General features: G+C 59.9%; 18 protein-coding genes, 5 tRNA genes and 1 pseudogene. 13 read left to right on the top strand and 11 right to left on the bottom strand.

Annotation, left to right across the window (positions count from 1 at the left end):
• The first annotated feature begins 1,011 nt into the window (after positions 1 to 1,011).
• Complete coding sequence (locus AMK02_RS09635) at positions 1,012 to 3,132, top strand: right-handed parallel beta-helix repeat-containing protein (protein WP_064802239.1); 2,121 nt, start codon at positions 1,012 to 1,014, stop codon at positions 3,130 to 3,132.
• Positions 3,133 to 3,413: 281 nt separating this feature from the next.
• Here AMK02_RS09635 and AMK02_RS31110 read toward each other — a convergent pair.
• From AMK02_RS31110 to AMK02_RS09620, 3 genes and pseudogenes are all read right to left on the bottom strand, one after another.
• A pseudogene (locus tag AMK02_RS31110) lies at positions 3,414 to 3,515 on the bottom strand (IS66 family transposase); the annotation flags it as partial.
• Positions 3,516 to 4,053: 538 nt separating this feature from the next.
• Positions 4,054 to 4,130 (bottom strand) — tRNA-Arg (locus AMK02_RS09625).
• A gap of 57 nt (positions 4,131 to 4,187) precedes the next feature.
• Positions 4,188 to 4,493, bottom strand: a complete 306-nt coding sequence (locus tag AMK02_RS09620; RefSeq protein WP_008526983.1) for an ETC complex I subunit — start codon at positions 4,491 to 4,493, stop codon at positions 4,188 to 4,190.
• Between the two features lie 648 nt (positions 4,494 to 5,141).
• Here AMK02_RS09620 and AMK02_RS09615 point away from each other — a divergent pair.
• Positions 5,142 to 5,218: transfer RNA gene (locus AMK02_RS09615), tRNA-Pro, on the top strand.
• 72 nt (positions 5,219 to 5,290) lie between these two features.
• Here the strand turns inward: AMK02_RS09615 and AMK02_RS09610 are convergent.
• On the bottom strand, positions 5,291 to 5,776 hold the full coding sequence (locus AMK02_RS09610) for a DUF192 domain-containing protein (protein ID WP_064802234.1): 486 nt from the start codon (positions 5,774 to 5,776) through the stop codon (positions 5,291 to 5,293).
• A gap of 1 nt (position 5,777) precedes the next feature.
• On the bottom strand, positions 5,778 to 6,356 hold the full coding sequence (locus AMK02_RS09605; RefSeq protein ID WP_064802232.1) for a cold-shock protein: 579 nt from the start codon (positions 6,354 to 6,356) through the stop codon (positions 5,778 to 5,780).
• 194 nt (positions 6,357 to 6,550) lie between these two features.
• On the opposite strand from AMK02_RS09605, the gene gloA reads away from it, so the two are divergent.
• The 5 genes from gloA to AMK02_RS09580 all read left to right on the top strand — a co-directional run bounded on the left by gloA (position 6,551) and on the right by AMK02_RS09580 (position 8,907).
• Complete coding sequence (gene gloA, locus AMK02_RS09600; protein ID WP_064802230.1) at positions 6,551 to 6,991, top strand: lactoylglutathione lyase; 441 nt, start codon at positions 6,551 to 6,553, stop codon at positions 6,989 to 6,991.
• Positions 6,992 to 7,178: 187 nt separating this feature from the next.
• Entirely contained in the window at positions 7,179 to 8,234 is a 1,056-nt protein-coding gene (locus tag AMK02_RS09595; RefSeq protein ID WP_442966370.1) for a YcbK family protein, read from the top strand.
• Between the two features lie 198 nt (positions 8,235 to 8,432).
• Positions 8,433 to 8,507, top strand: a tRNA-Glu gene (locus AMK02_RS09590).
• A gap of 75 nt (positions 8,508 to 8,582) precedes the next feature.
• A tRNA-Glu gene (locus tag AMK02_RS09585) sits at positions 8,583 to 8,657 on the top strand.
• A gap of 175 nt (positions 8,658 to 8,832) precedes the next feature.
• Positions 8,833 to 8,907 (top strand) — tRNA-Glu (locus tag AMK02_RS09580).
• A gap of 48 nt (positions 8,908 to 8,955) precedes the next feature.
• Here the strand turns inward: AMK02_RS09580 and recJ are convergent.
• The 5 genes from recJ to AMK02_RS09555 form a co-directional block, all read right to left on the bottom strand.
• Complete coding sequence (recJ, locus tag AMK02_RS09575) at positions 8,956 to 10,758, bottom strand: single-stranded-DNA-specific exonuclease RecJ (RefSeq protein ID WP_064802225.1); 1,803 nt, start codon at positions 10,756 to 10,758, stop codon at positions 8,956 to 8,958.
• Between the two features lie 80 nt (positions 10,759 to 10,838).
• Entirely contained in the window at positions 10,839 to 11,084 is a 246-nt protein-coding gene (locus AMK02_RS09570; RefSeq protein WP_064802224.1) for a hypothetical protein, read from the bottom strand.
• A gap of 136 nt (positions 11,085 to 11,220) precedes the next feature.
• Complete coding sequence (locus AMK02_RS09565; RefSeq protein WP_064802222.1) at positions 11,221 to 12,546, bottom strand: homoserine dehydrogenase; 1,326 nt, start codon at positions 12,544 to 12,546, stop codon at positions 11,221 to 11,223.
• A gap of 62 nt (positions 12,547 to 12,608) precedes the next feature.
• The gene (locus AMK02_RS09560) at positions 12,609 to 13,826 is read right to left on the bottom strand and encodes an LL-diaminopimelate aminotransferase (RefSeq protein ID WP_064802220.1); all 1,218 of its coding nucleotides are present in this window, start codon (positions 13,824 to 13,826) and stop codon (positions 12,609 to 12,611) included.
• Between the two features lie 221 nt (positions 13,827 to 14,047).
• Complete coding sequence (locus AMK02_RS09555; protein ID WP_064802219.1) at positions 14,048 to 14,461, bottom strand: hypothetical protein; 414 nt, start codon at positions 14,459 to 14,461, stop codon at positions 14,048 to 14,050.
• A gap of 146 nt (positions 14,462 to 14,607) precedes the next feature.
• Between AMK02_RS09555 and AMK02_RS09550 the strand changes: the two genes are divergently transcribed.
• Both AMK02_RS09550 and AMK02_RS09545 read left to right on the top strand, forming a co-directional pair.
• Positions 14,608 to 16,458: a PHA/PHB synthase family protein gene (locus AMK02_RS09550; RefSeq protein WP_237350471.1), complete on the top strand. Its 1,851-nt coding sequence runs from the start codon at positions 14,608 to 14,610 to the stop codon at positions 16,456 to 16,458.
• A gap of 208 nt (positions 16,459 to 16,666) precedes the next feature.
• The gene (locus AMK02_RS09545) at positions 16,667 to 18,004 is read left to right on the top strand and encodes a DUF2778 domain-containing protein (RefSeq protein ID WP_064802215.1); all 1,338 of its coding nucleotides are present in this window, start codon (positions 16,667 to 16,669) and stop codon (positions 18,002 to 18,004) included.
• Between the two features lie 40 nt (positions 18,005 to 18,044).
• Here AMK02_RS09545 and AMK02_RS09540 read toward each other — a convergent pair whose 3' ends face one another.
• Positions 18,045 to 19,202, bottom strand: coding sequence for a pyridoxal phosphate-dependent aminotransferase (locus tag AMK02_RS09540; protein ID WP_064802214.1), 1,158 nt, complete (start codon positions 19,200 to 19,202; stop codon positions 18,045 to 18,047).
• Between the two features lie 204 nt (positions 19,203 to 19,406).
• On the opposite strand from AMK02_RS09540, the gene AMK02_RS09535 reads away from it, so the two are divergent.
• The 4 genes from AMK02_RS09535 (at position 19,407) to accC (ending at position 22,620) form a co-directional block, all read left to right on the top strand.
• A complete protein-coding gene (locus tag AMK02_RS09535) occupies positions 19,407 to 20,165 on the top strand; it encodes a DsbA family protein (protein ID WP_064802212.1) in 759 nt (252 codons plus the stop codon).
• Between the two features lie 160 nt (positions 20,166 to 20,325).
• On the top strand, positions 20,326 to 20,763 hold the full coding sequence (gene aroQ / locus AMK02_RS09530) for a type II 3-dehydroquinate dehydratase (RefSeq protein WP_064802210.1): 438 nt from the start codon (positions 20,326 to 20,328) through the stop codon (positions 20,761 to 20,763).
• Positions 20,764 to 20,783: 20 nt separating this feature from the next.
• The gene (gene accB, locus AMK02_RS09525) at positions 20,784 to 21,260 is read left to right on the top strand and encodes an acetyl-CoA carboxylase biotin carboxyl carrier protein (protein ID WP_064802208.1); all 477 of its coding nucleotides are present in this window, start codon (positions 20,784 to 20,786) and stop codon (positions 21,258 to 21,260) included.
• A 10-nt stretch (positions 21,261 to 21,270) separates the two neighbouring features.
• Positions 21,271 to 22,620, top strand: a complete 1,350-nt coding sequence (accC, locus tag AMK02_RS09520) for an acetyl-CoA carboxylase biotin carboxylase subunit (protein WP_064802207.1) — start codon at positions 21,271 to 21,273, stop codon at positions 22,618 to 22,620.
• The last annotated feature ends 2 nt before the right edge of the window (positions 22,621 to 22,622 follow it).

Raw genomic sequence — 22,622 nt, 5'->3', positions numbered from 1 at the left:
GAAATAACCCACTTGCGATGATTACTTTGCCGCCTTGGGTAATATTATTCACGTCTGCGATGTATCAAAGATGATCTCCATAAAACTGCTTGCCGCCTGCATGACGACGTGACAGCCAAACCGAAATCGTCATGGCTCCGGTATCGGAAAGACCAGCCACGAAGAAGATGGATCTTTCCCTCGCTATACAACAACTGCGAGGCCGAGAGCGTCTGAACATCTCCGTGCCGTTCGATGTGCCGCCAAAGGACCCCGCGCCGCAATTGGGTTCGGCCGCCTCCACGCCAGATGAGGTGTCCGAGCAAATTTCCCTTGTAATCTAGCGATGTGACCCCAGCCATGGATGAATTGCCCCGCCCACCCTCTCCAAAGTGGCGGGGGTTCGAGTTCAGGATTGTTCGGGATACGCCACCACCTGAGCGGTGTCTTTCGGCGCGATCACACGCATTCGATGCCGTGCGCTGAGTATAGGCGTCCGCCAGAGCCTGCGCTTCGAAGGCGAATTTCACCTGCTGGCATGTGTCTGCGGAGGAGCGGTGTGCCCATTATCTAATCAGTCTTGAAAGCGACTCATGATCGAATCGAGCACCCCGGAGAGGGTGCTGGCCTTGCCACGGCCATGTCAATTAGCCCCAATCGTGAAGGCGAAGCGGCCAAAAATTGAAAAATTCAGAAAAAATGTTGATCCCGCCTTGGCGGCAGGATCCCAGTCACGTCCATCAGATTTTCCTAATCTTTTCAATGGGCGGGCGTCGCCATGGTTGCAGAAAGAATAATTCGCGGGAAGCGAGATATATATTTTGTCCCAATTTGGGCGAATCGGATTTCCGCAAATATTTCAAAATGTAACTTGGCAGTGATCTGGATATTGTGGCAGCAATATGGCTATGTTTCTCAAGTACTTACTGTTTAGATGCTGTTGCGCCCTTCAGAACCTCGTCCTATAAACCCCGCCGCAAGACATGATTAACCACAAAATATTAGACAACGCTGAAGTTGAGGAACAAAACCATGACAACATACTACGTAGCTTCGAGCAGCAGCGGCGGCGGTAACGGCAGTGCCTCCTCTCCTTTTCGCACGATCAGTGAGGCGATGGCTTCGAACCTTAAGCCTGGCGACGAGGTCGTGGTGAAACCGGGGACCTACAACGAGAGCATCAACATCGACAAGGACGGCTCGGCGGCAGCCGACATCACGCTGCGCTCGGAAGTGCCCGGCGGGGCGCTGATCCGGCCCCCCGCGGGCTCGTGGAACGCGATCACTGTCAACGCCAACCACGTGGTCGTCGACGGCTTTGATATCAGCGGCGCCAGCGGCGACGGCATCGAAGCGAGCGGTGTCCACCACGTCCAGATCCTCAATAACAAGGTCCACGGCAACGGGGAGTCGGGCATCCAGTTCAACCAGTCGGACTTCATCCACGTCGAAGGCAACGAGACCTATAATAACGCGTCGTCGGGCTGGTTCTCGGGCATCTCGCTCTACGAGAACCGGAACATCACCGGTGATACCTCGACGGATGGCTACCGGAACATCGTGCGCAACAACATCTCGCACGACAACGTCACAAAGTCTGGTGAACACACCGACGGCAACGGCATCATCATCGACGATTTCCAGAGCACGCAGGCGAGCGGTAATCCGAACTACACGTTCAAGACCCTGGTCGACAACAACCTCGTCTATGGGAACGGCGGCAAAGGCATTCAGGTTACCTGGAGCGACTCCGTCACCGTGAAGAACAACACCGCCTACCACAACAACCAGGACCCACAGAACACCGGCACCTGGCGGGGCGAGCTGAGCAACTCGGCGTCGAGCAACAACACCTGGGTCAATAATGTCGCCGTAGCCGACCCATCGCTGAACAAGAACAATACTGCGATCGATAATACGTCGACCGACGCCTACACCAACAAAAACGTCGTCTGGGCCAACAACATCACCTACAACGGCACGGCCGGCCAGGCCTCGGTTAAAACCGATGGCGGCAACGCGATGCCTAGCTCGGCGGACGGCAACAAGCTCGGCGTTGACCCGAAATTCGTGGGGGCATCGAGCGACGACTTCCACCTCGGCTCCGGCTCGGCGGCGGTTGACAGCGGAACCACCAAGTACGGCGTCAGCTCGGTCGATCTGGACGGCGACGCGCGCGTCGTAGGAACTGTTGATATGGGTGCTTACGAATCCGGCTCCGCCCCGGCATCGGGAACACCGACCGCACCAACGCAACCGACAACGCCAACCACCGGTACGCCGACTACGGAGACGCCCACTACGGAAACGCCCACCACGGGAACGCCCACCACGGGGACGCCGACCACGGGAACGCCGACCACGGGAACGCCAACTACGCCGACTACGGAGACCCCCACCACGGGAACGCCAACCACAACCACGAAGCTGTACACCGGCACCAACGGCAATGACATCATGCCGCACACCGGTCAGTCCAACGGCGGCAACGAAACCTTCAAGGGTCTCGCCGGTAATGACATGTTGAAGGGCGGCGCCGGCGCGGACGTGCTCGACGGCGGCAATGGCAACGACACCGCCAGCTATGCGGGCTCCAGCGCGGGGGTCCACGTCGACTTGGCGACTAAGGTAGCATCGGGCGGGGACGCCACCGGTGACAAGCTCGTCAGCATCGAAAACGTGACCGGCTCCAGCTACGACGACGTGCTGACCGGCGGCAATAACGGCGGCAACGTTCTCAATGGCGGGGCCGGCGCGGACAAGCTGAACGGCGGCGCCGGCGCAGACGTCATCATTGGCGGTGCCGGGAAGGACATCATGACCGGCGGCACCAGCGCGGATACGTTTGCCTTCAAAACGGCGACGGAAACTGGGTCCGGCTCGAACCGCGACGTCATCACCGACTTCCAGCATGGCGTCGATAAGATCGACCTCTCGGCGATCGATGCGAATGGATCTGCGCAGGGCGATGCAGCCTTCCATTTCCAGGCGCAGGAGAATGCCTTGTTCGACAAGAAGGCTGGCGCGCTCGCGTGGCACTACGAGGACGACCATACCGTTATCCAGGCCGACTTGAACGGCGACGGTGTTCATGACTTCGAGATTCAGCTGCAGGGTCACGTCCAGCTGGGCGCAGGTGATTTTCTCCTGTAATCATACCCGTTGCGGCGGTCGCCCGACCGCCGCAACAATCGTGCCAACGTGGGCGGAGTAAAATCCGCCACACAGCACGCAAACTTCGGTTACTTCAGCGCGTGGATGAGCAAGCTGGGAGGGCGTAGCCCGAGCGGCGATCCCCTCCGCGCGCTGTCATTTTCGGCCGGTGTCGGCCGGCCTTTCCGGTGCCGCTTTGCGCGAGGCGATAGCGGTCCCCGTACATCTCGCGATTTTTGACGCGGTCGAGTGGAGCGCCGGTCAGGCGCCCAAGGCGCCGGCCTTGGACCGTCGACGGTATCGCGGAATAGCCAACTGTTTCTGGCTGTGGCAATAACTCGGATGTCGCGTTTCAGAATGTTATTATCGGTCGGCATCCTGCCATGGCAGCCAAATCCGCATGACCGCTACTGATGCTGCCCGTTGTCCATTCCTTCATCCCTGATTTCGCTCCAAATAAAAAATGTTAACAATTTGTTCTTGCGCACGAATTCTCTATTGGCCTTATCCTTGCGAAATTCCGGCCACGACCGCGAAAATAAATAACTCATGAGGCCTGGCAGAAATAGTACAGCAAGAAGTGTCCAAAGAATGTTGTAGGTATATCTGCTGGAGCCATGCATATACTCCACACCCCCGCTGAAAATTCCTAGGGCAATCACGCCTACGAAACAGAGGATGAAACCTACTAGGCAGATGATACTTGCGCGCTTTGTCACCTTCCCTCCATAGAAATCAGTACTAGGGTGTCCGCGAGTTCATGGCCGATAAATGTTAAACAGACTGCGCGCCCATTTCGGTGAGATTTGCCCAAAAGCCGATTACCAGCATTGCCGGATGCATATTAAAAGCCTAGCCCTCAAAACAACTCCGATAAGGGGTTTCTCAAAAACTGCGTAAAAACAGATATCTGAAAGATGGTGGCGACCCCTGCAGGAATCGAACCTGCGACAACCTGCTTAGAAGGCAGGTGCTCTATCCAGCTGAGCTAAGGGGCCGTCCGGCGGTCACGTTTAAAGAGCGCGACCGAATGCGCCATATGTGGACGAGAAATTTCAATGCGTCCAGGGTTGCGTGCGGGTATAGCGGAAATTGTCCGGATAGGCCACAACCTGACGCGCTGGGTCCTTCGGCGCGATGACGCGGTATTCGATGCCGTTGCGCTGGGCGTAGGCTTCGGCAAGTGCCTGCGTTTCGAAGGTGAGCTTTACCTGCTGGCGCATGTCGCCCGAGGAGGTGTAGCCCATGATCGGATCGATCTTGCGCGGCGACTCCTGATCGAATTCAAGCACCCAGAGATGGGTCTTGGCCTTGCCGGACTGCATGGCGGTCTTAGCAGGACGATAGATCTTGGCAGACATGACTGCGGCATCTCCGAATATGCGAGGACAGAGCGCCCCGCCTTTCATGGTCTCAATCCCGTTGCCGGGCCCTTGCTTCGTCGTTTGTGATAACGCGAAGAGTTGAATTTTGCTTATCCGCGAATCCCCGTTTTTTCAAGAAAAAAGCGGATCGCGACGCCGCCGCCACAGCCACACCGACAATGCGCCAATGTGTTGGGGAGCAAGGCTTATCGTTAACTCGGGCGGCTCAGCACATTCATCCCTCATGTCACAGGAATTCCAGGCCATTGCGTAATATTACCAATTGTCTCATGTTGTGATCACAAGCTGATTGCCGCAGTCGGCCATGAGCACTAGTTTGCGGCTCAATCGGCTTCAGTGGATGCACGCATGATGAGACGTTCGACAGAGTTCAATGCCATTATGATAGGAGCTGGCATCACCGCTTTCTTCTATATCGCTATCAGCTATGCCCAATATATCGGCCTGATCGCCCGCGGCTAAGGCTGATCGCCCTGACGTCCAATTGCGCCTCACAGGTAAATTGACGGCCGACCCGAGATTTCCCCCTGCGTCCACAGACATGGTGAGAAATCTCCGGCGACCGCTGGATTTATGGGTTGCGACGGTGAAGCGAACCGTGTATTCCCGCTGCCAATCACGGCACGGAGTGTAGCGCAGTCTGGTAGCGCATCTGGTTTGGGACCAGAGGGTCGGGAGTTCGAATCTCTCCACTCCGACCATTCAATATCCTGATATCCATCAATTTCTTGATACCTGCATCGCAGCTGGTGCACCCGCGAGCTTACGTACCGTCACTTCGCCTTCGTCGTCGTGGCGCTGACGATTCTGTCGCCTGGCTTGATTCCGAGTTTGCCGACGATGCCGGCATTGAGTTCGACGACGTATTTCACCGGGCTCATCGAATCGATGATGTCGCGTGAATAGGGTTTTGCGTTTTCCTTGATGTGGCGGATCGTGCCGGTGTCGTCGGCAAAGAGCATGTCGAGCGGCAGGATGGTGTTCTCCATCCACATGGCAACGCGCCGTGTTTGCCCGAAATCGAAAATCATGCCGGCGTCATCAGCCATCGACTTGCGAAACATCAGCCCGCGGGCGCGCTGATCACCGGTGGCGGCGACCTCGACGGTAAAATGCAGCATCTTGCCCGCGGCTGTCTGGATGAGCAGCGGCTCCTTGTCGAACCGCATCTCCTCCTCAGCCAAAGCCGGCAGGGCGACCAAGAAAAAAAGCGCCATGACGGCGCTTCTGATCGCATGAAACAGGACGATGCCGCGCATGTCAGTGCGACCGGCTTGCCGGGCTCGGAACGTCGGGATGGATCTCTGCGGCCATCAGGCCCTTTTCGCCATCGCCGAAGCGGACGAGGACCACCTGGCCGGGGCGCAGCTCCGTCAGCCCGAAGCGGCGCAGCGTTTCCATGTGCACAAAAATGTCTTCGGTGCCCTCACCGCGCGTCAGGAAACCGAAGCCCTTGGTGCGGTTGAACCACTTGACAAGCGCACGCTCGAGCCCGCTCGTGGCGGTGACCTGCACATGGGTGCGCACCGGCGGCAACTGCGAGGGATGAATGGCAGTCGACTGATCCATCGAGAGGATCTTGAAAGCCTGGTAGCCGCGCTCGCGGCGCTGGACGAGAGCGACGATGCGCGTGCCCTCGAGGATCGTTTGGTAGCCGTCGCGGCGCAGGCACGTCACGTGCAGGAGAACATCCTGCATGCCGTTATCAGGCACGATGAAGCCGAAGCCCTTGGCGACGTCGAACCACTTGACGACACCGGTGATTTCGACAAGATCGACCGCTTCTGACGACAGCTCGTCGACATCGGTGTATGCGTTCGATGAAATCCTATCAGCCATTATCGCCAGCCCCTCGAATACGCGTCACACTGTTACGGTTAACTGATTCTTGAAATCAAGATTAACATCTTGGTAACGGATAAGCGCAAGTCCTAGTTTTCGGTTATTCCCAGCTGCACATTTTATAAAGATGACTTGCCCGAAGCTGACCTCGGCTCGCCAAAAAGGCCAGCCCCTATAAAGGAGTAGATAGAATGCGTTATCTTCATACGATGGTTCGCGTCAAAGATCTGGACGCTTCGCTTGCCTTCTATACCTCGCTGTTCGGACTGGAGGAGATTCGCCGCCACGAAAACGAGAAGGGCCGCTTTACCCTGGTTTTCCTGGCCGCTCGCGACGATCTCGACCGTGCGCGCAGCGAAAAAGCCCCCTGCCTCGAGCTCACCTACAACTGGGATACGGAGGATTATAGCGGAGGACGCAATTTCGGCCACCTCGCCTATGAGGTGGATGATATTTACGCGATCTGCCAAAAGCTGATGGATAACGGCATTACCATCAACCGGCCGCCGCGCGACGGCAACATGGCCTTCGTGCGCTCGCCCGACGGCATTTCGATCGAAATTCTGCAGAAGGGAAGCCCGCTTGCGGCCGCCGAACCCTGGGCTTCCATGGGCAATACCGGCGCCTGGTAAGGGTTTTGGCCGCAAGGCTTTTGCGAAACTTGCGGCTTTTGCGATTTCGGGTCCGGCCGGCGCCTTGGCGCTTGCCGCGACCCGGCCCCGCAGGCAATCTCCCGGTGAATCGAAGCGGAGGATGGCGATATTTCGCTGTTTTTCGCATCAACCGGAGACAGATTGCTTGGGTAATATTGAGACGCGGATGCCCATTACCGGCGCATTGCTGATCGCCACCTCGATATTGGCGCTGTCGGGCTGCGTATCGAACAAGAAGACGCTCGATTCCGCAGCGGCGACCCCTGCGGTTCCGGCGACGGTGGCTGCAGCGCCACAACTTGGCGCAACGGCGCCGGTGAAATCTGCCCCGCGCTCGGTCTATACCGACCCCCGGCTCGTCAATGTCTCCGGCGCTCAGGCCGCGCCACAGGTCGTGGCAGGGGATGCGAATGCCGCCGTCCCGCCGGCCGATCCGGCAATGGCGGCGCCTGCCAATCTAGGCGGGCTCGTCATGCAGTCGACACGGATCAACGCCCAGGCGATGAGCATCTTTTCGGATCACCAGCCGCCGCCGCAGAACAACAGCACGTCTACCGTCATCCAGCCGCAAGCCTTTGCGCCGACGGAAGGAGTGGCACCCGCAAAAAGCAGCGTCTACAGCCAGCCGATCATGCCCTCGCAGCCGGCAGCGCCCGTGCTGCCGCAGCAATCGTCTGAAAATTCCGGCACGCAGCCTGCGCCCGTACAAACAGCCTCGCTGGCGACGGGCGGTATCCCGGCCTCGACGACAAACGCGCTTTACAGCGCACCGAAGCAGAACCTGCTCGGCAGTCTTTCCGGCCTCCTGCACAAAGCCGCCCTGCCCGGCATGACGCGAGTTGCGCCGAACGGGCTGCACGTCCAGAACGACAATGTCGAGGTCGGCTGCTTCAAGCCGGACCTGCTGAAAGTGATCAAGACGGTCGAGAACCATTTCGGCCGGCCTGTCATCGTCACATCAGGCTATCGCGACGAAGAACATAACCGCCTGGTCGGGGGTGCTGATGAATCGATGCATAAGAGCTGTGAGGCCGCAGACATTCAGATCGACGGCGTGTCCAAGTGGGATATCGCCGCCTATATCCGCTCCTTGCCGGATCGCGGCGGGGTCGGCACCTATTGCCACACCGACTCGGTCCACCTCGACACCGGCAAGACCCGCGACTGGAACTGGGGCTGCGGCGGCAAACGGGCGCCCGTAACCACCGCAAGAGCGATCTAACATCGTCGGCGCGAAGTTCCCTCACCTAAGGTCAGCTGAACTTCATCTGCTTCTGGAAGGCCGTACAAGCCTTTGATTCGGCAGCAGTAATCTGAAATACCACGGCCGTCGGAATATCTGTCACTTTTTTGAAAAAAATCGCATTTGCCGCTTGCGGCTTTCGAAGGTGCTGACTATAAGGGCGCCACCACGAAGGAAGCGCCCTTCGTCTATCGGTTAGGACACCAGATTTTCATTCTGGGAAGAGGGGTTCGACTCCCCTAGGGCGTGCCACTTTCCCTCCATATAGAAGCCATCACATCCGCTTGCAGAAGCCGGCGCGTACGCCTATTTTAACGAGGCTGGCCTGCGCCCTTCGTCTATCGGTTAGGACGACAGATTCTCATTCTGTAAAGAGGGGTTCGACTCCCCTAGGGCGTACCATCGAGCTTATGATTGCCGCCAAACACCCGTCGGTTCGATATTTCCAGCCATCCGCCGCCCCGTAGCGCCATGGTTTTCCACAGCTAAAAAAAATCGGCAAAAACTGTGATTTTTTCGCGCCTTGGCGCTTGCGGCTTTCGAAGGTGCTGACTATAAGGGCGCCACCACGAAGGAAGCGCCCTTCGTCTATCGGTTAGGACACCAGATTTTCATTCTGGGAAGAGGGGTTCGACTCCCCTAGGGCGTGCCACTTTACTTCCTTATATTCGTTCATCCGACGGCGGCTTTCGCAAGCGTGCTATCTCGCTGGCGCTGCGTCGCAGACGCGCAGCTGGATGCGGCGCGCGCCTTGATAATGTTCGGCGCCGAGCCAGCCTGCGACATGGAGGCTCGCGCCGCGTGAATTGATGAGAAGATTGCCGAGGCCGGTATCGGCGGCGCGGAAGGCGATTCCATCGAGCCGCGACCCGTCCATCGCCTCCAGCGTCACCTTCACATGTTTCTCGCCGACCAGGCGCGCATCTCGTACCCGATGCGCCGGTACCGCAAAAAGCGGCTGGGCGTGGCCGGAGCCATAGGGGCCGGCGGCTTCCAGGCGGTCAATGAGTTCAAGCGTGGCGCCGCTTGCGCCGATTGCGCCATCGATCTTCAATGTCTCGTTGGCGACGAGGCTCGCCACTGTCCGTGCGGCCTTCTCGGTAAAGAAGGTTCTCAACCTGCCGAGGTCGGCGCGCTCGACCGTCAGCCCCGCCGCCATGGCATGGCCGCCGCCCTTGACCAGGATGCCCTCCTCGACCGCAGCCCGCACCATCCTGCCCATGTCGAAGCCATTGATGGAGCGGCCTGAGCCGGTGCCGCGGCCGGAGGGATCGAAAGCGATCGCGAAGGCGGGCCGTTTGAATTTCTCCTTCAGCCGCGCGGCGATCAGCCCGACGATGCCTGGATGCCACTTCTCATGGGCGGTGACGATGACGGAGGCGCCCTCGCCGTCGCCGTATTCGGCAAGCGCCTCGGCTTCCGCCTCCTGCAGCATCATCGCCTCCATCGCCTGGCGTTCACGGTTGAGCTCGTCGAGGCGCTGCGCGATCACCTCCGCCTCGCCGGCATCATCGAGCGTCAGCAGGCGGCTTCCAAGTGCGGCGTCACCAATCCGTCCACCGGCATTGATGCGCGGGCCGATCAGAAAGCCGAAATGATAAGGCGTCACGGGGCCTGCGAGCCCCGCCTTGCGGAAGAGTGCGGCAAGCCCGGCATTGCTCTGGTGCCGGGCAGCAACCAGCCCCTTGACCACATAGGCGCGATTGAGCCCCTTCAGCGGCACGACATCACAGACCGTCGCAAGCGCCACGATGTCAAGCCATTGCAGCAGGTCGAGCGCCAAGATGTGTTTGTTGCCGGCCGCGCGCAGCAGCCGCAATGTCGCGACCAGCACCATGAAGACGACGCCGGCCGCGCAAAGATGCCCCTGCCCCGACAGATCGTCCTCGCGATTGGGATTGACGAGCGCATGGCAGGGCGGCAGCTCATGTGTCACCTGGTGGTGATCGATGACGACGACATCGATATTGCGCGCAGCAGCGGCGGCAAGCGCGTCGTGACTGGTGGAGCCGCAATCGACGGTGACGATCAGCCTGGCGCCATTGTCGATCAGCTGGTTGATCGCCGCCGGATTGGGGCCATAACCTTCAAAGATGCGGTCGGGAATGTAGATGTTCGCCTTGACCCCGAAATGGCTGAGAAAGCGGAACATCAGCGCCGAGGAGGCCGCCCCGTCGACATCATAATCGCCGAAAATCGCCACGCTTTCGCCGCGCTCGATCGCACGCACGAGGCGGGTTGCCGCCTTCTCGCAATCGGTCAGTGTGTGGGGATCGGGCATCAGGCCGCGGATTGTCGGATCGAGGAATTCGATCGCTTCGTCAACCGGGACGCCGCGTCCTGCGAGAACCCGGGCGATCAGATCCGGCAGCCCGTGAACCTGCGCCATGGCGAGCGCCCGGTTCTGGCCGGCCTGGTCGAGTCTTGCAACCCAGCGATTGTCGAGTGCGGATTTCTCCACGCCAAGAAACGCGCGCTGTACCGGATCGACGAGATCTGCCATTCCAAACTCCGCTGACTTCATCTGTTCTTTCTACAGGAGCAGCGGAGATAACATAGCGACGGATTTGCGGACACGCATTTTTACCAGAAGATCAGCCAGACGATCACGGCGATGCCACCGATCTGCACCAACAAGACCGAAAACAGCGTCAGCAGAATGGCCCAGTTGCGGCCTTCCGTGTGTTCATCGTCAAAGGGCCCGTCATGGCTGTCGTCCAGAATGTCAGGGCGCACCGGCTTGAGGATGTCTGCAAATATATCAGGGCGGGCTGGCGGCACCTTGCTCGGGCTGCCATCCTCCTTTCCGGCGTGGCTGTCCTTGCTCATGAAATACTCCACGCCGGCGACTCACCATCTATGGTTTTATTTATATCAATATTTCGGCATTTGGTAATATAGACGATGAACAGAAAAAGCCGCCCTGCCAGAGACAGAGCGGCTCATACTCCCAAGCGAAAAATGCTTAAGCTTCTTCTTTCGGCCGTTCGATGCGAATCACCTGCGGCTCGCCGAAGAGATAGCCTTCCGACTTTATCGAGGCGACCGCCTTGCGCACGGACTCTTCCATCGTTGCATGGGTGACGAGGATGATCGTCTGGTGATGCGATGGGGCCAGGTGCTGTGTAGAGCGCTGGACGATCGATTCGAGCGAGATGTGGTTTTCCGCCATGCGGGTGGCGACGCTTGCAAAGACGCCGGTGCGGTCGAGCACAGTCAGGCGGATAAAATATCCGCCCTCGTGGCTCTGCATCTGCGCCTTGCGGTAAGGCTCCAGCGCCTTTGCGGGATGGCCGAGCACCGGCACGCGCTGAGCGCCCGGCTGGCTCTTGGCGATATCGGCGATATCGCCAAGCACGGACGAGGCCGTCGCATTGCCGCCGGCGCCTGGACCGACCATCAGTAGTTCGCCGAGCACGTCGGACTCAATTGCTACCGCATTGGTAACGCCGTCGACTTGCGCGATGACAGAATCGACCGGGACCATGGTCGGGTGTACACGCTGTTCGATGCCGGTCTCGGTGCGCTGGGCAACGCCGAGCAGCTTGATGCGGTAACCGAGTTCGGCGGCGGCGTGGATGTCCTCGATCGAGATATTGGTGATGCCTTCGAGATAGATGTCGTCGGCCGCAATGCGATTGCCGAAGGCAAGCGTCGTCAGGATGGCGAGCTTGTGGGCGGTATCGTTGCCCTCGATATCGAAGGCGGGATCGGCTTCGGCATAACCCAGCCGCTGCGCTTCCTTGAGGCATTCGGCGAAGGAAAGCCCCTCCTTCTCCATCTTGGTCAGGATGTAGTTGCAGGTGCCGTTCATGATGCCATAGATGCGCGAGACGGTGTTGCCCGTCAGCGATTCGCGCAGCGCCTTGATGACGGGGATGCCACCGGCGACCGCAGCCTCGAAATTCAACAGCGAGCCCTTCTCTTCCGCGATGGTCGCAAGCTCGACGCCGTGATAGGCGAGCAGCGCCTTGTTGGCTGTCACCACATGGAGACCACGCTGAAGTGCGGCACGCACCGAGACGTTGGCAGCCCCTTCGGCGCCGCCCATCAGCTCGACGAAGACGTCGATATCACCCTTTTCGGCCAGATCCTCGGGCCGATCGAACCAGGTGACGGCAGAAAGATCAACGCCCCGGTCCCGCGTTTTGTCGCGCGCGGAAACCGCGGTGATCGTAATCGGACGTCCGCAGGTGACGGCAAGCTCGTTGCTCTTCTGCTGAATGATGCGGACAAGCGAGGCGCCAACGGTGCCTAAGCCCGCAATGCCGATTTTGAGGGCATCTGCCATGGATCGATCCTGAAATGTCTGTGTGGCGGCAGCCGCCAAACGCGGCTGCCCAAGAGTTGGAATTAACGGTGGGCGTTGAGCGAGATGACGTTATGCATCGTCTCGTCTGCGGTCGACATGAACTTCTTGATGTTGCGCGCAGCCTGACGGATGCGGTGTTCATTCTCGACAAGCGCCAGACGGACATAGTCGTCGCCCATCTCGCCGAAGCCGATGCCCGGAGCAACGGCGACGTCCGCCTTCTCGACCAGGAGCTTGGAAAACTCCAGCGAACCGAGATGACGGAACTTTTCCGGGATTTTCGCCCAGGCGAACATGGTGGCCGCCGGCGGCGGCACTTCGAAGCCTGATTTACCGAAGCTTTCGACCATGACGTCGCGGCGACGCTTATAGACGTTGCGCACTTCGGCAATGTCGGAGCCGTCGCCGTTCAGGGCATGCGTCGCCGCCACCTGGATCGGCGTGAAGGCGCCGTAATCGAGGTAGGACTTGACGCGGGTGAGCGCAGCGATCAGCCGCTCGTTGCCGACGGCAAAGCCCATGCGCCAGCCAGGCATGGAAAAGGTCTTCGACATTGACGTGAACTCGACCGTCACATCCATTGCGCCCGGCACTTCGAGAACCGACGGCGGCGGAGCGCCGTCGAAGTAGATCTCCGAATAGGCGAGGTCGGAGAGCACGATGATGTCGTGCTTCTTGGCGAAGGCGACGACGTCCTTGTAGAAATCGAGCGTCGCGACAAAGGCCGTCGGGTTCGAGGGATAGTTGAGGATCAGCGCCAAAGGCTTCGGGATCGAATGGCGGACCGCGCGCTCAAGCGGCGGGAAGAAAGTCTCGTCCGGCTCCACCGACATCGAGCGGATCACGCCGCCGGCCATCAGGAAGCCGAAGGCGTGTATCGGATAGGTGGGATTCGGGCAGAGAATCACGTCGCCGGGAGCGGTGATCGCCTGCGCCATATTGGCGAAGCCTTCCTTAGAGCCGAGGGTGGCGACCACCTGCGTATCCGGGTTGAGCTTGACGCCGAAACGGCGGGCATAATAAGCGGCCTGGGCGCGGCGCAGGCCCGGAATGCCCTTGGAGGAGGAATAACGGTGCGTGCGCGGATCCTGTACAACCTCGCACAGCTTGTCGACGATCGCCTGGGGAGTCGGAAGGTCAGGGTTTCCCATGCCGAGATCGATGATATCGGCGCCGCCCGCTCGCGCGCTTGCTTTCAAACGGTTGACCTGTTCGAAAACATAAGGCGGCAAACGCCGGACTTTGTGAAACTCTTCCATTTCATTCCCCATGGAAAGGCGGCTTTCGGGCCGCGGTCGAAGTTCGTTCCGTCTCCCGGCGGCTGCGACACGAACTTCACAATCGCAGCGCCGTATTCATCAGACCCAAGCCAAGCGGCAAATCTTTGACGGAAAGGCCGCACAACCACGCATTATCGGCAAAATCGCATCTTCCGATCCATCCGGAAGGCTTTGCGTCCAATTTGCCTGAAAGGCAAGGCTTATTTGGAGATTTCAGAGAGCGTCTGCGCACCGTGCTCGGCGGCAAGGCGGCGCATTTCGGTGACCTTGGCCTGATATTCGGCTTCCGAGATCGTGCCCGCCTTGCGCCGGGCTGCAAGCGCGGTCAACTGATGCTGCAGTTCGGCCGCCTGCTCATCGCTCATCTGGACATTGGCGGCCGTCAGGGGCGCGCCGAAATTCGGATAGCCGTCCGGTGATTTCATCAGACCGCCTTCAACCGCCTCGCCCTTGGTTGCCGGCATGACGACGGCGGTCGGCGCCGCTCGCTTGGCGGCGGCGGCGGCTTTTTCCTCCGCCGTCAGATTGCATCCGGCAAGGGTCATCGCCGCCGCGGCGCAGATCAATGCGGTGCGGTTGAAGGTTGCGATGCGCCGAATGTCGTTCTCGATCATGCCTCAAAATCCAGTTCTGATTGCTTCGACTGTTAAATTTGTCGCAGCCACAAAGCAATAGCACGAGCCGATGCGGGTGGAACTTGTTTTCTCGTTCGGTCACGATGTACAACAAACGGATAAAAAGAGTGCTGCCGCCGGAGGAAATGGTGACCGACAGCAAGCAGGAGAGTGGCGGCCAGAAGAATGGCGACAAGACCGGTTTCGACGCGACCGATCTCGAACCCTATCTGTTGAAGGATCCCGAGACCATGGCGATGAATTTCGCCCGGGCGCTCGAAAATCTCGGCCAGGCCGCCTCGGCCTGGCTTGCGCCACGCGAACGCGGCGAGATTACCGAAACCGCCATCGATCCGATGACCGACATGGTCAAAACGCTTTCCAAGGTCAGCGAATACTGGATTTCCGATCCCCGTCGCACCTTCGAGGCGCAGACCCAGCTGATGTCCTCGTTCTTCGGCATCTGGATGCGCTCGATGCAGCGCGTGCAGGGCGAACCCCTGCCGCCCGAGCCCGACACCCGCAAGGACAAGCGCTTTTCGGACGAGGATTGGCAGAAAAATCCGTTCTTCGATTTCCTCCGCCAGGTCTATTTCGTCACGAGCGACTGGGTGGACAAGCTAGTGTCGGAGACCGACGGCCTCGACGAGCATACCAAGCACAAGGCTGGATTCTACGTGAAGCAGATCACGGCAGCCCTTTCGCCGAGCAACTTCATCGCTACCAACCCGCAGCTTTACCGCGAGACGATCGCAAGCAACGGCGAAAACCTGGTGCGCGGCATGAAGATGCTCGCCGAGGACATCGCTGCGGGCAACGGCGAGCTTCGCCTTCGACAGACCGACATGACAAAATTCGCTGTCGGCCGCGACATGGCGCTGACACCGGGCAAAGTCATCGCCCAGAATGATATCTGCCAGATCATCCAGTACGAAGCCTCGACCGAAACAGTTCTGAAGCGGCCGCTGCTGATCTGCCCGCCCTGGATCAACAAATTCTATATTCTTGACCTCAACCCGCAGAAATCCTTCATCAAATGGTGCGTGGACCAGGGCCAGACCGTCTTCGTCATATCCTGGGTCAACCCGGATGCGCGTCACGCCGAGAAGGACTGGGGGGCCTACGCCCGCGAGGGCGTCGATTTCGCGCTCGATACGATCGAGAAGGCGACCGGCGAGAAGGACGTCAACGCCGTCGGCTACTGCGTCGGCGGCACGCTGCTGGCGGCAACCTTGGCGCTGCACGCCAAGGAGAAAAACCGGCGCATCAAGACCGCCACGCTCTTCACAACGCAGGTTGATTTCACCCATGCCGGCGATCTCAAGGTCTTCGTCGACGAGGAGCAGCTTGCCGCGCTCGAAGAGCATATGAAGGCGGCCGGCTATCTCGACGGCACGAAGATGTCGATGGCCTTCAACATGCTGCGCGCTTCCGAGCTGATCTGGCCTTATTTCGTCAACAGCTACCTCAAGGGTCAGGAGCCCCTGCCCTTCGACCTGTTGTTCTGGAACGCCGATTCGACCCGCATGGCGGCGGCAAACCACGCCTTCTACCTGCGAAACTGCTATCTCCGCAATGCGTTGACGCAGAACGAGATGATCCTCGACGGCAAGCGCGTATCGCTGAAGGATGTGAAGATCCCGATCTATAATCTCGCCACGCGCGAGGACCACATCGCGCCTGCAAAATCGGTCTTCCTCGGCAGTCAGTTCTTCGGCGGCAAGGTGGAATTCGTCCTCACCGGCTCGGGACATATCGCTGGCGTCGTCAACCCGCCCGACAAGAAGAAATACCAGTTCTGGACGGGTGGCCCGGCCAAGGGCGACTACGAGACCTGGCTCGAGCGGGCCACCGAGACGGCGGGGTCGTGGTGGCCGCATTGGCAAGCCTGGATCGAGACGCAAGACGGCAGACGCGTTGCGGCCCGCAAACCCGGCGGCGATGCGCTGAACGCGATCGAAGAAGCACCGGGAAGTTATGTGATGGAACGCACCTGAGACGCCGGCAGGCATCTCTTTTTGAGACATCCCAAGAAACAGCGATATCGCGTAAACAAATTAGAAACCATAATTCGTCATCCTCGCGAAACAGTCGGAAGTCGCAAGCGGCCTAAATTCGGCCCCTTTGCGCCCTTACCGGCCCCGGCGAAGTTTTAGTCAGTCAGTGCCGCCGGCCTGCGTAGCGAGTTTGAAAGACGAGTGTAGTATGGCGTTTGCGGTAGGGACGTTGGATAACGTCGCCCCTCTTGGCGGATCTGCTTTGCGTTCGCACAGATCTCGCGGTTTTCTTTACGGTGTCATCGGCGCCGGGCTTTTAACCTCAACATGGCTGATCGCGACCTTGGCAACGATGCATTCGGTCGCGGCGCCCTTTTCTCCAGCCGATAGCCTGGCACAGATCCGGGCCGCCTCGAAGGCGGCGCCGTCAACTCGCCTTGAGAGGTTGATCCATGTCGGCAAGGGTGACCGGCTGACCGCCTTCAACGCGAAGCCGAAGATGCCGCTGACGGCAAGCCTCATCCAGTCTCACGCCGAAAAGACTGCCGCTGCCGCAACGGCATTGGCGGCTCTTACGAAGAACAATCGGCTCGTCATGGCTGCCGAGCAACCGGTCGTCGCCGCGATTTCCGACAGTGCCAAGTTCCGCAAGGATGATGCGATCGCGCCGCCGCCGGTCGAACTCGCCTCGGCAGAGATTGAAGAAGACGACGGCAACCGGATCATCGTTCCGTCAAAGGAGGCCGTCGCCGCGGCCCAACTCCAGGCAATGCTCGCGCTTGCTGATGCCGACCCCCGGCAGATCGCGCCCGCCCTGATCGAGCCGGCCGCCTCTCATGTCAGGACCGCCTCGGTTCCTGCAACAGAATCCGCACCGGTGGAGGTCGCAGCGGCGGAGGATCAACCCTTCGATCTCGTCCTGTCGCCCGATGCAGGTTCCGTGCCGTTGCCGATGGCGCGTCCGGACGGACTCGTGGGCAAACCGGCGCCGGCCGTCAAGGGTGCACAGCGCTCTGCCGGGCCTGTCCTGGCCTATGCCCAGCCGAACTCGCCGATCGAGGACGATGAGGACGATGCCGTGCCGCGCTACGACAAGCCGGTCTTCTCGCCAAAACTGCGGGCAGGTGTCGCGATCTACGACATCGAAAACAGCACCGTCTATCTGCCGAACGGCGAACGGCTGGAGGCTCATTCCGGTCTCGGCAAGATGCGCGACAATCCGCGTTACGTGGACAAGAAGATGCGCGGACCGACGCCGCCGCATACCTATGTCCTCACGATGCGCGAGGCCCTCTTTCACGGTGTCGAAGCGCTGCGCTTGACACCGGTGGAAGGCTCGGATGCCATCTATGACCGCGTCGGCCTGCTTGCCCACACCTATATGCTCGGCAAGAACGGCGATTCCAATGGCTGCGTTTCCTTCAAGGATTACAAACGCTTCCTGGCCGCCTACAAACGCGGCGAGATCAAGCAGCTCGTGGTGGTGCCGCGGCTGAACAACAAGCCCGCCTCGACCCTCGCCTCGCTGTTTTCGTCGCGTAGCTAATTTAAGGAGCAGGAGGCAAGCAGCCGCCTGCCCCGCAGCCCTACTTCAGCCAGACTGCTATCCGCTCCACCGCTTCGGCGATCTCTCCTTGCGAACCCGCATAGGAGAGACGCAGGGTTCGGTGTCCCTCCAGAGGATCGAAATCCAGGCCCGGCGTCGCCGCGACGTTGATTTCGGCCAACATGCGTTTGGCAAAGCCCATGCTGTCATTGGTGAAGCGCGAGACATCGACATAGGCGTAGAAGGCGCCGTCCATCGGCGAAGCGGGCGCAAGGCCGATCCTGGGCAGGCGGTCGAGCAGCAGCGCGCGGTTTGCGGCATAGCTCGCCCTGACATGATCGAGCTCTTCGCTTGCGCCAAGCGCAGCCACCGCTGCGATCTGGGAGAGCTCGGGCGGCGAGATATAGAGGCTCTGCGCCACCCGCTCGATCGGCCGCACCAGCCGTTCCGGTAGCACCATCCAGCCGATTCGCCAGCCGGTCATGCAGTAATATTTGGAGAAGGAGTTGATGACGATCGCCTCGTCCGTCAGCTCGAGCGCGCTCGCCTCCTCTCCCGCGAAGGTCAGCCCATGATAGATCTCATCGGAGATGAAGGCGATGGATTGGGCCGCGCAGTAATCCGCAAGCGCCTTCAACCCGTCACGGCCGGTCACGGTGCCGGTCGGATTGGCGGGGCTTGCAAGCAGCACACCTTTGAGCCTGACGCCGCTTTGCTGCTGCACCGCCTCGAGGCTCTCGGGTGTCAGGGTGAAGTGGGTCTCGGCCGTCACCGGCACTTCGAGAACCTTCAGCCCCAGCGCGCCGAGAATGTTGCGATAAGCGGGATAACCCGGTCTTGCGATCGCCACGGCATCGCCGGCATCAAAAAGCGTGAGGAAGGCGAGATTGAACCCTGCCGAGGAGCCTGTGGTTATGGCGATGCGCTTGGGATCGATCTCCAAGCCGTGACGGTCCCTGTAGTGCCAGGCCAGTGCGGATTTCAGCCGCGCCGTCCCCAGCGCATCCGTATAACCGATCCGGCCTTCGACAAGGGCGGCGCGTGCCGCTTGGAGCGCAGCTTGAGGCGCGGGATGCGAGGGCTGGCCGACCGCCATCGAGATGACGGCGTGGCCGGCTGCCCGCCGCTTCGTCGCCTCCGCCAACACGTCCATGGCATGAAAAGGCTCGACTTCGCTGCGTTTCGATATGGAAAACAAGATCGCTTCTCGCTCGGCTTCTTCGCTATTGGCCAGACAATTGCCGCATTAATCGGCTCATCACAATCCCGCGAGGGCGGCGCAGGGATGAAAATTCCTGTTTGAACAGAACTCGACACCCCGTACCTTGACGCGACGCGTTCAAGTCCATAACCCGGCGACGGTTTTCTCGACCAAGACCACATCGCCGATGACGAGGATATCATGGCCTTCTTCTCAAAAAGCTTCACCGCACTGGCGCTCGCCGCATCGATCGCGCTCCCGTTTCCGGCGGCAGCGCTCGACGATCAGCAGAAGAAGGAGTTCGGCGAATTCATCAAGCAATATCTGATCGAAAACCCGGAGATCATGCTCGACGTCCAGGACGCGCTGCAGAAGAAGCAGGAAGCCGCGCGGCTGGTGAAGGCCAATATGGCGATCGAGGAGAACACCGCGAACATCTTCAATTCAAAGGATGACGTCACGCTCGGCAATCCCAAGGGCGATGTGACCGTCGTCGAATTCTTCGATTACAATTGCACCTACTGCCGCCACGCGCTTCCCGACATGCAGGCGATGCTGAAGAAGGACACGAACGTCCGCTTCGTCCTCAAGGAATTCCCGATCCTCGGGCCGGATTCGGTTGCCGCCCACAAAGTGGCCGACGCCTTCCGCAGGCTGGCGCCTGCCAAATATGCCGATTTCCATGTCGCCCTTCTCAGCAGCGAAGGCCGCGCCTCGGAAGACAGTGCGATCGCTGTCGCAGGCTCTCTCGGCGTCAGCGAAGACAAGATTCGCGCCGAGATGGCGAAGAGCCCGAACGATGGGATCGTTCAGGCGACCTATCAGCTTGCCTCCAGCCTCGGCATCAGCGGCACGCCCTCTTATGTGATCGGCAACGAGCTGGTCCCGGGCGCCGTCGGGCTCGACGATCTCGAAGCCAAGGTGAAGAACATGCGCAGCTGCGGTAAGACCGCCTGCTGAGGAATCAGGCAGCCGACCGGCCGCTCATCAAATCGCCAGAATCGAAGCGTTTCAGCCATGTGGACAAATGTGGCGCGATTCCTGTCGGCCAACCCTTAAGGGCTTTCATTCAGCCCTCGCGGAGTCTATAGGTTGCCGTCGTGCATTTACGGAACATTCGATGACGCAAACGATTTTTGTCCTGAACGGCCCAAACCTGAACATGCTGGGTAAACGAGAGCCCGGCATTTATGGCGGCAAGACGCTCAAGGACATCGAGGCAGACTGCAAGGCAGCCGGGCGCGTACTCGGCTTTGATATCGACTTCCGTCAAAGCAACCACGAAGGCACGCTTGTGGACTGGTTCCACGAGGCCGACGAAAAGGCTGCCGGCGTCGCCATCAATGCAGGCGCCTATACGCATACGTCAGTCGCGCTGCACGACGCGATCCGCGCTATATCAATTCCCGTCATCGAACTCCACATATCCAACGTCCATGCACGGGAAGAATTTCGCCACAAGTCGATGATCGCGCCGGCATGCAAGGGCGTGATCTGCGGCTTCGGGCCTCACAGCTACATCCTGGCGCTGCATGCGCTGAAGAACATCACGGCATAAGAAGAAGACAGGGCAACACCATGGCTGAAAAGAAATCGGGTATCGATCAGGCACTGATCCGCGATCTCGCCAATATTCTCAACGAGACGGATCTGACGGAGATCGAGGTCGAGCAGGACGACTTGCGCATCCGCGTTTCGCGCGGCGGCACGCCGCAATACGTCCAGGCGCCGATTGCTGCACCGGCCTTTGCCGCCCCGGCCGCAGCCGCCGCTCCCGCAGCCGCCGCTGCCGCGCCCGCCGCAGCACCCGGCCGCAACCCGGCGAATGTCGTCAATGCGCCGATGGTCGGCACCGTCTACATGGCGCCGGCTCCGGGCGCACGTCCCTTCATCGAAATCGGCGCCACCGTCAAGGAAGGCCAGACGCTTATCATCATCGAAGCGATGAAGACGATGAACCAAATTCCTTCGCCAAAGTCAGGCAAGGTGACCGAGATCCTCGTCGACGACGGACATCCCGTCGAATACGGCCAAGCCCTCGTCGTCATCGAATAGGCCCAAGCCCATGATTTCGAAAATCCTCATCGCCAATCGCGGGGAAATCGCCCTTCGCGTGCTTAGGGCCTGCAAGGAGCTCGGCATTGCCTGCGTCGTGGTGCATTCCACCGCCGACGCCGATGCCATGCATGTGCGCCTTGCCGACGAAAGCGTCTGCATCGGTCCGCCCTCCTCGCGCGAGAGCTATCTCAATATCCACCAGATCGTCGCCGCCTGCGAGATCACCGGCGCCGACGCCGTGCATCCGGGCTATGGCTTCCTCTCCGAGAATGCCAAGTTCGCCGATATTCTCGACGCCCATGGCATCACCTTCATCGGGCCGACGGCGGATCACATCCGCATCATGGGCGACAAGATCACCGCCAAGACGACGGCGCTGGAACTCGGCATTCCCGTTGTTCCTGGCTCGGATGGCGAAGTGAAGACCGAAGAGGATGCGCTGCGGACAGCGGCCGAAATCGGCTATCCCGTGCTGATAAAGGCAACGGCCGGCGGCGGTGGGCGCGGCATGAAGGTCGCCAAGAGCGAGGCCGATCTGATCGAGGCCTGGTCGACGGCGCGCACGGAGGCGGCAGCCGCCTTCGGCAACGATGCCGTCTACATGGAAAAATATCTCGGCAAGCCGCGCCACATCGAAATCCAGGTCTTCGGTGACGGTGAAGGCAATGCCATCCATCTCGGCGAACGCGACTGCTCGCTGCAGCGCCGCCACCAGAAAGTCTGGGAAGAGGCGAATTCGCCGGCGCTCAACGTCGAGCAGCGCATGAAGATCGGCCAGATCTGCGCCGATGCCATGAAGAAGCTGAAATATCGCGGCGCCGGCACGATCGAATTCCTCTACGAGAACGGCGAGTTCTATTTCATCGAAATGAACACCCGCCTGCAGGTGGAACATCCGATCACCGAAGCGATCACCGGCATCGACCTGGTGCACGAGCAGATCCGCGTCGCCTCCGGCGGCGGTCTTTCCGTGACGCAGGACGAGGTGCATTTTTCCGGCCATGCGATCGAATGCCGGATCAATGCCGAGGACGCGCGCACCTTCGTGCCCTCCCCCGGCACGATCACGCATTTCCATGCGCCGGGCGGCCTTGGCGTGCGCATCGATTCCGGCGCCTATCAGGGTTATAAGATTCCGCCCTATTACGACAGCTTGATCGGCAAGCTGATCGTGCACGGCCGCACCCGTGTCGAATGCATGATGCGCCTGCGCCGCGCGCTCGACGAATTCGTCGTCGACGGCATCAAGACGACGCTGCCGTTGTTCCAGGATCTCGTCTCCAACCAGGATATCGCCAACGGCGACTACGATATCCACTGGCTGGAACATTACCTCGCCAACACGCCGGCGGCATAGGA

Origin of the sequence: Rhizobium sp. N731, from assembly GCF_001664145.1 — a bacterium.
Taxonomy (GTDB): Bacteria; Pseudomonadota; Alphaproteobacteria; order Rhizobiales; family Rhizobiaceae; genus Rhizobium; species Rhizobium esperanzae.
This window is presented reverse-complemented; position numbering and strand designations above follow the sequence as displayed.

Excerpts from the sequence above, each read along its gene's own strand:
- AMK02_RS09545 (WP_064802215.1), top strand. The coding sequence starts at position 16,667 with ATGGCGTTTGCGGTAGGGACGTTGGATAACGTCGCCCCTCTTGGCGGA.
- AMK02_RS09535 (WP_064802212.1), top strand. The coding sequence starts at position 19,407 with ATGGCCTTCTTCTCAAAAAGCTTCACCGCACTGGCGCTCGCCGCATCG.
- AMK02_RS09610 (WP_064802234.1), bottom strand. The coding sequence starts at position 5,776 with ATGCGCGGCATCGTCCTGTTTCATGCGATCAGAAGCGCCGTCATGGCG.
- accC (WP_064802207.1), top strand. The coding sequence starts at position 21,271 with ATGATTTCGAAAATCCTCATCGCCAATCGCGGGGAAATCGCCCTTCGC.
- AMK02_RS09555 (WP_064802219.1), bottom strand. The coding sequence starts at position 14,461 with ATGATCGAGAACGACATTCGGCGCATCGCAACCTTCAACCGCACCGCA.
- AMK02_RS09565 (WP_064802222.1), bottom strand. The coding sequence starts at position 12,546 with ATGGCAGATGCCCTCAAAATCGGCATTGCGGGCTTAGGCACCGTTGGC.
- AMK02_RS09595 (WP_442966370.1), top strand. The coding sequence starts at position 7,179 with ATGCCCATTACCGGCGCATTGCTGATCGCCACCTCGATATTGGCGCTG.
- AMK02_RS09560 (WP_064802220.1), bottom strand. The coding sequence starts at position 13,826 with ATGGAAGAGTTTCACAAAGTCCGGCGTTTGCCGCCTTATGTTTTCGAA.
- gloA (WP_064802230.1), top strand. The coding sequence starts at position 6,551 with ATGCGTTATCTTCATACGATGGTTCGCGTCAAAGATCTGGACGCTTCG.
- AMK02_RS09550 (WP_237350471.1), top strand. The coding sequence starts at position 14,608 with ATGGTGACCGACAGCAAGCAGGAGAGTGGCGGCCAGAAGAATGGCGAC.
- accB (WP_064802208.1), top strand. The coding sequence starts at position 20,784 with ATGGCTGAAAAGAAATCGGGTATCGATCAGGCACTGATCCGCGATCTC.
- AMK02_RS09620 (WP_008526983.1), bottom strand. The coding sequence starts at position 4,493 with ATGTCTGCCAAGATCTATCGTCCTGCTAAGACCGCCATGCAGTCCGGC.
- aroQ (WP_064802210.1), top strand. The coding sequence starts at position 20,326 with ATGACGCAAACGATTTTTGTCCTGAACGGCCCAAACCTGAACATGCTG.
- AMK02_RS09635 (WP_064802239.1), top strand. The coding sequence starts at position 1,012 with ATGACAACATACTACGTAGCTTCGAGCAGCAGCGGCGGCGGTAACGGC.
- recJ (WP_064802225.1), bottom strand. The coding sequence starts at position 10,758 with ATGGCAGATCTCGTCGATCCGGTACAGCGCGCGTTTCTTGGCGTGGAG.
- AMK02_RS09605 (WP_064802232.1), bottom strand. The coding sequence starts at position 6,356 with ATGGCTGATAGGATTTCATCGAACGCATACACCGATGTCGACGAGCTG.
- AMK02_RS09570 (WP_064802224.1), bottom strand. The coding sequence starts at position 11,084 with ATGAGCAAGGACAGCCACGCCGGAAAGGAGGATGGCAGCCCGAGCAAG.